At 39.4% G+C, this 11,709-nt stretch carries 9 protein-coding genes; 1 reads left to right on the plus strand and 8 read right to left on the minus strand.

Annotation, left to right across the window (positions count from 1 at the left end):
* Window positions 1-61 precede the first annotated feature (61 nt).
* The 8 genes from sucD to sdhC form a co-directional block, all read right to left on the minus strand.
* Window positions 62-934 carry a succinate--CoA ligase subunit alpha gene (gene sucD / locus Q0940_RS01585; protein ID WP_299263079.1) on the minus strand — a complete coding sequence of 291 codons (873 nt, stop codon included), beginning with the start codon at window positions 932-934 and terminating at the stop codon, window positions 62-64.
* The gene (gene sucC / locus Q0940_RS01590; RefSeq protein ID WP_299263081.1) at window positions 934-2,100 is read right to left on the minus strand and encodes an ADP-forming succinate--CoA ligase subunit beta; all 1,167 of its coding nucleotides are present in this window, start codon (window positions 2,098-2,100) and stop codon (window positions 934-936) included. The genes sucD and sucC overlap by 1 nt, the downstream gene beginning before the upstream one ends.
* A 146-nt stretch (window positions 2,101-2,246) precedes the next feature.
* Window positions 2,247-3,743 carry a 2-oxoglutarate dehydrogenase complex dihydrolipoyllysine-residue succinyltransferase gene (gene odhB, locus Q0940_RS01595; RefSeq protein WP_299263083.1) on the minus strand — a complete coding sequence of 499 codons (1,497 nt, stop codon included), beginning with the start codon at window positions 3,741-3,743 and terminating at the stop codon, window positions 2,247-2,249.
* A gap of 15 nt (window positions 3,744-3,758) precedes the next feature.
* Complete coding sequence (gene sucA, locus Q0940_RS01600; protein WP_299263085.1) at window positions 3,759-6,569, minus strand: 2-oxoglutarate dehydrogenase E1 component; 2,811 nt, start codon at window positions 6,567-6,569, stop codon at window positions 3,759-3,761.
* 122 nt (window positions 6,570-6,691) lie between these two features.
* The gene (locus Q0940_RS01605) at window positions 6,692-7,405 is read right to left on the minus strand and encodes a succinate dehydrogenase iron-sulfur subunit (RefSeq protein ID WP_299263087.1); all 714 of its coding nucleotides are present in this window, start codon (window positions 7,403-7,405) and stop codon (window positions 6,692-6,694) included.
* A gap of 18 nt (window positions 7,406-7,423) precedes the next feature.
* Entirely contained in the window at window positions 7,424-9,190 is a 1,767-nt protein-coding gene (gene sdhA, locus Q0940_RS01610; protein ID WP_299263089.1) for a succinate dehydrogenase flavoprotein subunit, read from the minus strand.
* Window positions 9,190-9,537: a succinate dehydrogenase, hydrophobic membrane anchor protein gene (gene sdhD / locus Q0940_RS01615; RefSeq protein ID WP_299263093.1), complete on the minus strand. Its 348-nt coding sequence runs from the start codon at window positions 9,535-9,537 to the stop codon at window positions 9,190-9,192. Before sdhD ends, sdhA begins: the two co-directional genes overlap by 1 nt.
* Window positions 9,531-9,902 carry a succinate dehydrogenase, cytochrome b556 subunit gene (gene sdhC, locus Q0940_RS01620; protein ID WP_299263095.1) on the minus strand — a complete coding sequence of 124 codons (372 nt, stop codon included), beginning with the start codon at window positions 9,900-9,902 and terminating at the stop codon, window positions 9,531-9,533. The genes sdhD and sdhC overlap by 7 nt, the downstream gene beginning before the upstream one ends.
* A 398-nt stretch (window positions 9,903-10,300) precedes the next feature.
* On the opposite strand from sdhC, the gene gltA reads away from it, so the two are divergent.
* The gene (gltA, locus tag Q0940_RS01625; RefSeq protein WP_299263097.1) at window positions 10,301-11,587 is read left to right on the plus strand and encodes a citrate synthase; all 1,287 of its coding nucleotides are present in this window, start codon (window positions 10,301-10,303) and stop codon (window positions 11,585-11,587) included.
* Window positions 11,588-11,709 lie beyond the last annotated feature (122 nt).

Raw genomic sequence — 11,709 nt, forward strand, 5'->3', positions numbered from 1 at the left:
ACAAAATAAAAGGCGCTAAAAGCGCCTTTTTTATACATTACAAATTAACTAGAGGTAGAGACTACCAACCCGTTTTTTCTGCTAATGCTTTACCAATGTCAGCTAGAGAACGAACAGTTTTAACACCCGCCGCTTCTAATGCTGCAAATTTGTCTTCCGCAGTACCTTTACCACCAGAGATGATTGCGCCGGCATGACCCATACGCTTACCTTCTGGAGCAGTAACACCAGCAATGTAAGAAACAACAGGTTTAGTTACGTTTGCTTTGATGTAAGCCGCAGCTTCTTCTTCAGCAGTTCCGCCGATTTCACCAATCATTACGATTGCTTCTGTCGCTGGATCTTTTTCAAACATTTCTAAAACGTCGATGAAGTTAGTACCTGGGATTGGATCACCACCGATACCAACACAAGTAGACTGACCAAAACCAGCGTCTGTAGTCTGCTTAACAGCTTCATAAGTTAACGTACCTGAACGAGATACGATACCTACTTTACCTGGTAAATGAATGTGACCTGGCATGATACCAATCTTACATTCACCTGGAGTGATAACACCAGGACAGTTAGGACCGATTAGACGTACACCTAATCCATCACATATAACTTTACAGTCAAGCATATCTAGAGTTGGTACGCCTTCAGTGATACAAACGATTAGTTTGATACCTGAATTAGCAGCTTCTAAGATAGAATCTTTACAGAAAGCTGCTGGTACATAGATTACTGATGCATCAGCACCAGTTGCTTCAACAGCTTCTACTACTGTATTAAATACAGGAAGACCAAGGTGAACTTGACCGCCTTTACCAGGAGTTACGCCACCAACCATGTTAGTACCGTATTCAATAGCTTGCTCAGAGTGGAAAGTACCTTGAGCACCAGTGAAACCTTGACAGATTACTTTAGTGTCTTTATTGATTAATACGCTCATTATTTACCCTCTGCAGCTTTAACTACTAGTTCAGCAGCTGCTTGTAAGCTAGGTGCTGCGATGATGTCAACGTCAGAATTCGCAAGAACTTCACGACCTTTCTCTGCGTTAGTACCTTCTAAACGTACAACAACTGGAACAGTTACGCCAACTTCTTTAACCGCGCCAATAATACCTTCGGCAATCATGTCACAACGTACGATTCCACCAAAGATGTTAACTAAAACAGCTTTAACGTTTGAATCTGATAAGATGATTTTGAATGCTTCAGCAACACGTTCTTTAGTTGCGCCACCACCAACATCTAGGAAGTTTGCAGGACGGCCACCGTTTAAGTTAACGATATCCATTGTACCCATTGCAAGACCAGCACCATTAACCATACAGCCAACGTTTCCGTCTAGAGCAACATAGTTAAGTTCAAATGAAGCCGCATGTGCTTCACGAGCATCTTCTTGTGAAGGATCGTGCATAGCTTTAAGATCTGGATGACGACCAACAGCATTGCTATCAATAGCAACTTTAGCGTCAAGACAATGTAAGTCACCAGCTGGTGTAATTACTAATGGGTTAATTTCAATTAACTCAACGTCTTTTTCTTTGAATAATTTAGCTAGACCTAGGAAAATTTTAACAAATTGACCAATTTGCTTGCCTTCAAGACCAAGTTTAAATGCTAAGTCACGACCTTGGTAAGGTTGTGCACCCGCTACTGGGCAAATCTCAGCTTTAAGAATTTTTTCAGGCGTTTCTTCAGCAACCGTTTCTATCTCAACGCCACCTTCAGTAGATGCCATGAAAACGATACGACGACTTGAACGGTCAACAACCGCACCAAGATATAATTCTTTAGCAATATCAGTACAAGGTTCAACCAAAATGCTTGAAACTGGTTGTCCTTTCTCATCTGTTTGATAAGTAACTAAGTTTTTACCTAACCACTTTTCAGCAAATGCTTTAATTTCGTCTTTAGTTTTTACTAGCTTAACACCGCCAGCTTTACCACGGCCACCGGCGTGAACCTGTGCTTTAACAACGAACATGTCGCCGCCAATTGAGTCTGCCGCTGCAGCTGCATCAGCTGGAGTCTTTGTTGCGATGCCTTTTGATACAGGAAGCCCGTATTGAGCAAACAACTGTTTACCCTGATATTCATGCAAGTTCATGATGTTCTGTCCATCTATTTTATAAGTTAAAGGCTGCAGAATGTGCAGCCCGATATAACATGCGGGCGTATTATAAATACGCCCTCTAATTAGTGCAATAAGACAAAAGTCGATATTTGAATAATTACACTAATTTTTTTGTTCTATTATACGTCTAATAGTAAGCGTGTTGGATCTTCTAACAATTCTTTGATTGTTACTAAGAAACCAACTGATTCTTTCCCATCTACCAAGCGGTGATCGTAAGATAACGCTAAGTACATCATAGGTAAGATTTCAACTTTGCCATTTACTGCCATTGGACGATCTTGGATTTTATGCATTCCCAAAATAGCCGCTTGCGGTAAGTTCAAAATTGGTGTTGATAACAATGAACCAAATACGCCGCCGTTAGTAACAGTAAAGTTACCACCTTGCATTTCGTCAACTGTTAACTTGCCATCACGACCTTTAATAGCCAATGCACGGATACCATTTTCAATTTCAGCAAAGCCTAATTTATCACAATCACGTAATACTGGAGTTACTAGACCACGAGGTGTAGAAACCGCAATACTTACGTCAAAGTAGTTATGATAAACAATATCATCACCGTCGATAGAAGCATTTACATCTGGGAAACGTTTAAGCGCTTCAACAACTGCTTTAACATAAAAAGACATAAATCCAAGACGTGCACCGTGGCGCTCTTCAAATACATCTTTATATTGTTTACGTAAATCCATGATAGGTTTCATGTTGATTTCGTTAAATGTTGTTAGCATAGCTGTAGAGTTTTTAGCTTCTAATAAACGTTTTGCAATTGTTTTACGTAAACGAGTCATAGGAACACGTTTTTGAGTACGTTCACCTAATACTTGAGTAGGAACAGCTGGTGACGCAGGAGCCGATGCTTTAGGTGCAGACGCTTGAGTTTTCATAAAGCTTTCAACATCTTCTTTAGAAACACGACCGTTTTTACCCGTGCCTTTAATTTTTGAAGCGTCTAATCCTTTTTCAGAGATTAAACGACGAACAGATGGCGTTAACACATCATCTGCAGAACCTGATTCTTCAACTGCCGCAGGAGCTGCTGCAACTGAAGCACCTAGAGTAACTTCAGCAATAAGTTGCTCACCTAGAACGGTTTCGCCTTCAGGACTGATAATTTTAGTTATTACACCATCTTCAGGTGAAACAACTTCTAGTACAACCTTGTCAGTTTCAATATCAACTAAGTTTTCGTCACGGCTAACCGCTTGACCTTCTTCTACATGCCAAGTCGCAATTGTTGCATCGGCAACAGACTCAGGTAGTACAGGCACTTTAATTTGAATTGTTTTTGCTTCGCCAGCTGGTGCTGCTGGAGCTTCTGATTTAGCCGCTGCCGGAGCTGCAGATTTTGCTGCTGGAGCTGACGCACCTGCTGCATCTTCAATCTTAGCGATAAGCTGCTCACCTAAAACGGTAGCACCTTCTTCTTGTAGTATTTCAGTGATAACACCATCTTCAGGTGCAACAACTTCTAGTACAACTTTATCAGTTTCGATATCAACTAAGTTTTGATCTCGAGTTACTGTATCTCCAACGCTGACGTGCCAAGTGGCAACTGAAGCGTCAGCAACTGATTCAGGTAATACTGGAACTTTAATTTCAGTAGTCATGATTAATCCTTGAGATTATTTAATCGTTAATGCGTCGTTAACCAACGCTTGTTGTTCTTTAGCATGGACAGATGCATAACCAACAGCTGGTGAAGCTGACGCTTTACGACCTGCATAAGTTAAGTTTGCCCCTTTTGGAATAGACTTCCAGAAATGATGTTGACTACAATACCAAGCACCTTGGTTTTGTGGTTCTTCTTGACACCAGATAAAGTCTTTAACATGTTTGTACTTCTTAACAATCACTTCCATTTCCGCATGAGGGAAAGGATATAATTGTTCAATACGTACAATTGCAACATCAGTTTGGTCTTCTTTACGACGTTGTTCTAACAAATCGTAATAAACTTTACCTGAACAAAGCACAACACGTTTAACCTTCTTGGCTTCAATATTGTCATCTATTTCATCAATCACATTGTAATAAGTACCATCAGCTAACTCTTCCATTGTAGAAACAGCTAAAGGATGACGTAACAATGATTTTGGAGTCATTACAATTAATGGTCGACGCATAGGTCGAATCGATTGACGACGGATCATATTAAATACTTGAGCTGGTGTTGTTGGAACACAAACTTGCATATTATGATCAGCACACAATTGTAAGAATCTTTCTAGGCGCGCAGATGAATGCTCAGGACCTTGTCCTTCGTATCCATGCGGTAACAACATAGTAAGACCGCATAAACGTCCCCACTTCTGTTCACCAGAACAAATAAATTGGTCAATAACAACTTGAGCTACGTTGGCAAAATCACCAAACTGAGCTTCCCAAATTACTAACGAATCAGGTTCTGCTGTGGCATAACCGTATTCAAATGCTAAAACACCAACTTCTGATAACACGGCATCATATATTTCAAATTTGCCTTGTTTTTCACTTATATTCTCAAGAGGTACATACGTAGATGCATCTTCTTGATTATGTAGTACAGCATGACGATGGAAGAAAGTACCACGGCCACTATCTTGACCAGTAATACGAATATCAGTACCACTGTCAACAATATCTGCATACGCTAAAGTTTCAGCAAAACCCCAATCTAATGGTTTTTCACCATTAAGCATTTTGATACGCTCATCGTATTGTTTTTTAACACGAGATTGCAGACTCATATTTTCTGGGTATTGAGTAATTTTTTTACCAAGCTCATTCAGCTTTTCAACAGCAATTGCTTTGTCGTACGCAATATCCCAGTCATGGTTTAAATATGGAGTCCAATCTACTGTATGAGCAGCCATTGGGCGCCATTCTTCAACGGCACATTCACCTTTATCTAATAAACCACGGTAGCCGTCAGTAAGCTCTTTCACTTCATCTAAAGATATTGAACCTTCAGCTGTTAAGCGGTCAATATATAACTGACGAGGTACTGGGTGCTTTTTGATTTTCTTGTACATGATCGGCTGTGTGGCACTAGGCTCATCAGCTTCATTATGACCATGACGACGGTAACAAACTAAATCAATTACAACGTCTCTACGGAACGTATTACGATAATCAACCGCAATTTGCGATACTAATGCAACCGCTTCCGGATCATCTGAATTCACGTGGAATATTGGAGCCTGAACCATTTTAGCAATGTCAGTACAATATTCAGTTGAACGTGTATCTTCTTGATTCGATGTTGTAAAACCAACTTGGTTGTTTACAACAATACGAATTGTACCGCCAACTTTATAACCACGTGTTTGAGACATATTAAACGTCTCTTGCACTACACCTTGACCAGCAATAGCCGAGTCACCGTGTACTGTAATTGGTAACGCTTTTGAACCGTTAGTACAATTATGACGATCTAAACGCGCTCTAACTGAACCAATAACAACTGGATTTACAATTTCCAAATGCGATGGGTTAAATGCTAAGGCTAAATGAACGTTTCCGCCAGCAGTCGCAAAGTCAGACGAGAAACCTTGGTGGTATTTAACGTCACCTGCAGTTAGTGATGGATCAACTTTTCCACCAAACTCATCAAATAATTCGCCAGACTTCTTACCAAGAACGTTAACTAATACATTTAGACGTCCGCGGTGAGCCATGCCGATAACAACTTCTTTTTGCCCTTGTTCACCAGCGCGGTGAATGATCTCTTTGATCATAGGAACTAAAGCGTCGCCACCTTCTAACGAGAAACGTTTTGCACCAGGGAATTTAGCTCCTAAGTACTTCTCAAGACCATCAACGGCAATTAAGCCTTTTAAGATACGCTTTTTAATGTCTGTAGAAAATGCAGGCTTACTCTGAATTGATTCAAAGCGTTGTTGGATCCAACGTTTTTCATCTGTATCAGTAATGTGCATATATTCTGCACCAACTGAACCACAATAAGTATTTTCAAGAGCTGAGTACAGCTCACCTAATTGCATTTTATCTTTGCCTACAGCAAAAGAACCGACGTTAAATTCACGAGTTTTGTCTTCATCATCAAGTTCATGATGAGCTAAACTAAGCTCTCTAACGGTTTCTCGATACCACAACCCTAATGGGTCTAAATTGGCATTTTGGTGGCCTCTAAAACGGAAAGCATTTATAAGCTGCAAAACTTTTACTTGTTTTACATCTGCTTGATCAGCTCCAGAAACAACCATACGGTCTTTGTTTTTGGCCAGTTGGGCAAATAAGTCGCGAACATCTGAATGTTTAGTTTCGACCGAAACACCTTCTACTTTAGGTAATTGGTCGAAGACCTCACGCCATTCATCTGATATAGACGTAGGATCATCTAAATATAATTCGTACATCTGCTCAACATATACCATGCTGTTAGCTGATAAATGCGAACTATCAAGCCAATTTTGCATAACACCTTCGTGCATTAGATATATATCCTTGTAAGTCTTACAGACTTAATTTTACTAGTTAAAAAATGAAAAAAGCCCTTCCACCTAAACGGAACGACTTTTTCTTATCTGTTAAATCACAGGACCAGTTATCAAAACTAAACGGCCCTCTGCAATAACATAGATTTAATATGACCTATCGCCTTAGTAGGGTTTAGACCTTTAGGACAGACGTTAACACAATTCATAATGCCGTGGCATCTAAATACGCTAAACGCATCATCCAAATCAGCCAAGCGTTCATCAGTAGCAGTATCACGACTATCAATTAAGAAGCGATACGCATGTAATAAACCTGCTGGGCCTATAAACTTATCCGGATTCCACCAGAATGATGGACATGATGTTGAACAACATGCACATAATATACATTCGTATAAACCATCAAGCTTCTCGCGTTCTTCCACAGTTTGAATGAACTCACGAGCTGGCTGTTGTTTATCATCATTGATTAAAAACGGTTTTACTTTTTCATATTGCGTGTAGAACTGCGACATATCAATAACTAAATCACGCACTACAGGTAATCCAGGTAGTGGGCGTAAAATTATTTTACCTTTACCTAGTGTAGAAAGAGGTGTAATACACGCCAATCCATTTTTACCATTCATGTTTAAACCGTCAGAACCACACACACCTTCACGACATGAGCGGCGGAACGACAAAGTTGGATCTTGTTCTTTTAACAAAATAAGTGCATCCAATACCATCATATCTTGGCCATCTTCAAGCTCAAGTTTATAATCTTTCATGTATGGAGCATCGTCTACGTCAGAGTTATAACGGTAAACAGAGAAATTCAAAGTTTTCATAATTCGTTACTCTCCTGATTAATACGTACGAGCTTTAGGTGGAAATGCTTCACGATGAACGGGAGCCATATTGACTTCTCGCTTACTCATTTCTTCACTATTAGGATCGTATACGCTATGGCATAACCAATTTACATCATCACGGTCTAAGAAATCTTCACGGCTGTGGGCTCCACGGCTTTCAGTACGGAAGTTTGCTGCAACAGCTGTAGCATATGCAGTTTCCATTAAATTGTCTAATTCAAGACATTCAATACGCTGAGTATTAAACTCTTTAGAATTATCAGATAACTTAGCATGTTTTAAACGTTCGCGAATTTCTTTTAATTCAGCTAGACCTTCGGCCATCGCTTTACCTTCACGGAAAACCGAGAAGTTAAGTTGCATACATTGCTGTAAGTCTTTTTTGATTTGAACTGGATCTTCACCTTCAGAAGTAGACTCCCAACGATTGAAACGCTCTAATGCTTTTTCAATATCTTCGTCTTTAACTTCAGTTGCGCCTTTGCCTTCGCCTAAATATTTCTCTAAATATCGGCCAGCAGCACGTCCAAACACAACTAAATCTAGTAGTGAATTACCGCCTAAGCGGTTTGCACCATGTACTGATACACATGCAATTTCACCAACAGCAAATAAACCTTCAACTTCTTCAAATGAACCGTCACTTGCTTTAGTTAAAGCTTGACCATTTACGTTAGTTGGAATACCACCCATCATATAATGACAAGTTGGGATAACTGGAATTGGCTCATCAGCTGGATCAACGTGGGCAAACGTTTTAGATAATTCACAAACACCTGGTAAACGAGATTCTAATGTTTCGCGGCCTAAATGATCTAATTTCAGTTTAAGATGTGGACCCCAAGGACCATCACAACCACGACCTTCACGTATTTCTGTCATCATTGAACGAGCAACAACATCACGGCCGGCTAAATCTTTAGCATTTGGAGCATAACGTTCCATGAAACGTTCGCCATCTTTATTTAATAAGTAACCGCCTTCACCACGACAACCTTCAGTAACCAATGTACCGGCACCTGCTATACCTGTTGGGTGGAATTGCCACATTTCCATATCTTGTAATGCAACACCAGCACGTACAGCCATACCAACACCGTCACCAGTGTTAATGTGAGCATTAGTGGTTGATGCATAAATACGACCTGCACCGCCTGTAGCTAATACTGTTGCACGGGCTTTAAAGAAAACAACTTCGCCTGATTCAATATCAATTGCAGTACAACCAACAATAGCGCCATCTGCATTTTTAACTAAATCTAATGCATACCATTCACTGTAAACTGTTGTCTGATGTTTAACATTTTGCTGATATAGAAGGTGCAATAATGCGTGACCTGTTCGGTCAGCAGCCGCAGCCGTTCTAGCAGCTTGTTCGCCACCAAAGTTTTTAGACTGGCCACCAAATGGACGCTGATAAATTGTTCCATTTTCAAAACGAGAGAAAGGTAAACCTTTATTCTCCATTTCAATAATAGCTTCAGGACCTTCTTTACACATAAATTCGATAGCGTCTTGGTCTCCGATGAAATCAGAACCTTTAACAGTATCGTACATATGTTGTTCCCAGTGATCTTCATGGGCGTTGCCCAATGCTACTGTAATTCCGCCTTGAGCAGAAACAGTATGAGAACGAGTTGGGAAAACTTTTGAAATCAAGGCAACTGTTTGGCCTGATTCTGCAATTTGCAAAGCTGCGCGCATACCTGCACCGCCAGCACCGATTACAACGGCATCGAATTCTTGAACTTTAATAGACACTAAACACCCCACAATATGAATAGACCAGTCACAACATAAGCTAAACCTAATAGATTAAGGAAAAAGCTTAATATCGCACGTACTTTCGGGTTTTTAACGTAGTCCGTTAACACTTGCCAAAGACCGATTCGAGTGTGAACCAAGATACAAAGTAATGTGATAAACGTAAATACTTTAACTGCAATATTAGAAAACAATCCTGACCAAATTTCATAAGTAACAACGGGAGTTGTTAAAAAGAAGCCTAGAATAAAAATAATATAGGCAGTCATAATTAATGCTGTGGTTCTAAGAGATACGAAGTCTTGTACGCCATCTCTCTTTAATGTAGCTTCGTTGATCACCATATCCACACTCCAGCTAAAATTACAGTTACTATCCATATTGCTATAGATAATTTCGCACTTAGGTTTCCTGACTCTAATTCTTCCCAGTATCCCATATCCATTACTAAATGGCGTAAACCAACGATGGTATGGAAAGAAAGTGCCGCTAATATGGCTATCACGATGACTTTACCAATCACACCTTGCATTAGCGATTTAGCTAATTCAAAGCCTTCTGGTGATTGTAAAGAAATAGTCCAAGCTACAATTACAAATATCAAGGCGAAGAAGAACACTACGCCAGATACACGATGTAGAATAGAAGCTATTGCCGAGGCTGGCATAAAAGATGTCAGTTCTAGATTTACAGGTCTTTGTTTTTTCACGATTACATGCCTATCCGAGCTTTTATTATTTTGTCTCACAACTCATATAAAATGAATCACCCTATTCATAAAAAGCGAACGTCAAATATGAAATCCACTCTCTAAAAAACCACATTGAATGTGAATGCAGTGCCAGTCAGTATATATAGCGAAAATCAATATGGCAATTTCTGTTTAAATTTAATGTGTTAAGAATTTAATCTGTACAAAAAACCGCTGTTTTTATTAGACTTTCGTAGAAATATTCATATTTTTTGCAATAAAATTGACTTTTTACTCTATTTTGTAGTTACAATGGTGAGATTAATAAAATTATCTATGCAGAAAATGACAATTCTAAGAATGCATTTAATGCGTAGTGACAATTACAATACAACAATAATTTGAGGAGAGCATGTATGACAGATAAGAAGGTCACAGTTCAAATCACTGGACAAGACGCATTTGAATTACCAATGATGTCTGGTACAGCTGGTAACGATGTTATTGACGTTAGAACATTAGGTTCAAAAGGCGTTTTCACTTATGACCCTGGCTTTTTAGCAACTGCATCATGTCAATCTAAGATCACTTATATAGATGGCGACCAAGGTATTTTATTACACCGTGGTTACCCTATTGAGCAACTTGCTGACGGTTCAAGCTATATTGAATTATGTTACTTATTACTTCACGGAGAATTGCCTTCTGCTGAAGAGTTAGTAGAGTTTGATAACACTATTACAAACCACACTATGGTTCATGCAAAAATTGCAAACTTCTTCCATGGCTTTGTGGTTGATGCACATCCAATGGCGATGTTATGTGGTGTTGTTGGCGCTATGTCTAGCTTCTATCATGATGACTTAGACATTTCAGATCCTAAGCAACGTCAACGTAGTGCATATAGATTAATTGCTAAGTTACCAACGATTGCAGCTATGGCGTATAAATACAGCATAGGTCAACCGTTCGTTTATCCACGTAACAATCTTTCTTATTCAGAAAACTTCTTAAACATGATGTTCTCTGTACCTGCTGAAGATTATAAAGTTAATCCGATCCTTGCTGATGCAATGGATAAAATCTTTATGTTACACGCAGATCACGAACAAAATGCTTCAACATCAACAGTTCGTTTAGCTGGTTCATCTGGTGCTAACCCTTACGCATGTATTGCTGCTGGTATCGCATCATTATGGGGTCCTTCACATGGGGGCGCTAATGAAGCTTGTTTATCTATGCTTGAAGAGATTGGTTCTGTTGATCGCATCGACGAATATGTTGCTAAAGCAAAAGATAAAAATGACCCGTTCCGTCTAATGGGCTTTGGTCATCGTGTTTATAAAAACTTTGACCCTCGCGCTAAAGTAATGCGTCAAACTTGTCATGAAGTACTTAAAGCGTTAAATATCCAAGATCCATTGCTAGATGTTGCAATGAAACTTGAAGATATTGCATTGTCTGATGAATACTTTATTTCTAAGAAGTTATACCCGAATGTAGATTTCTACTCAGGTATCATCTTAAAAGCAATCGGTATTCCTACTAGCATGTTCACCGTTATATTTGCTATGTCTCGTACTGTTGGTTGGATCAGCCACTGGGACGAAATGTTAAGCGAAGAAGGCCAAAAAATTGGTCGTCCTCGTCAGTTATATACTGGTGCAGCAAAACGTGATTACGTAGCTCCTAATAAACGATAACGATAAATCGTTTATTTAAAAAAGGCAGCTCAGCTGCCTTTTTTTATGCCTGTTGTTTAATGCCCGTTAACTTTTGTTAACACGCCCTGTTATACCAATTGTATTACTTTCATCCGTTAACT

Source organism: uncultured Psychrosphaera sp. (genome assembly GCF_947500655.1).
In the GTDB taxonomy this organism is placed as follows: Bacteria; Pseudomonadota; Gammaproteobacteria; order Enterobacterales; family Alteromonadaceae; genus Psychrosphaera.

Coding starts and splice junctions, on each gene's coding strand:
- odhB (WP_299263083.1), bottom strand. CDS start 3,743: ATGACTACTGAAATTAAAGTTCCAGTATTACCTGAATCAGTTGCTGAC.
- sucA (WP_299263085.1), bottom strand. CDS start 6,569: ATGCACGAAGGTGTTATGCAAAATTGGCTTGATAGTTCGCATTTATCA.
- gltA (WP_299263097.1), top strand. CDS start 10,301: ATGACAGATAAGAAGGTCACAGTTCAAATCACTGGACAAGACGCATTT.
- sucC (WP_299263081.1), bottom strand. CDS start 2,100: ATGAACTTGCATGAATATCAGGGTAAACAGTTGTTTGCTCAATACGGG.
- sucD (WP_299263079.1), bottom strand. CDS start 934: ATGAGCGTATTAATCAATAAAGACACTAAAGTAATCTGTCAAGGTTTC.
- sdhD (WP_299263093.1), bottom strand. CDS start 9,537: ATGGTGATCAACGAAGCTACATTAAAGAGAGATGGCGTACAAGACTTC.
- Q0940_RS01605 (WP_299263087.1), bottom strand. CDS start 7,405: ATGAAAACTTTGAATTTCTCTGTTTACCGTTATAACTCTGACGTAGAC.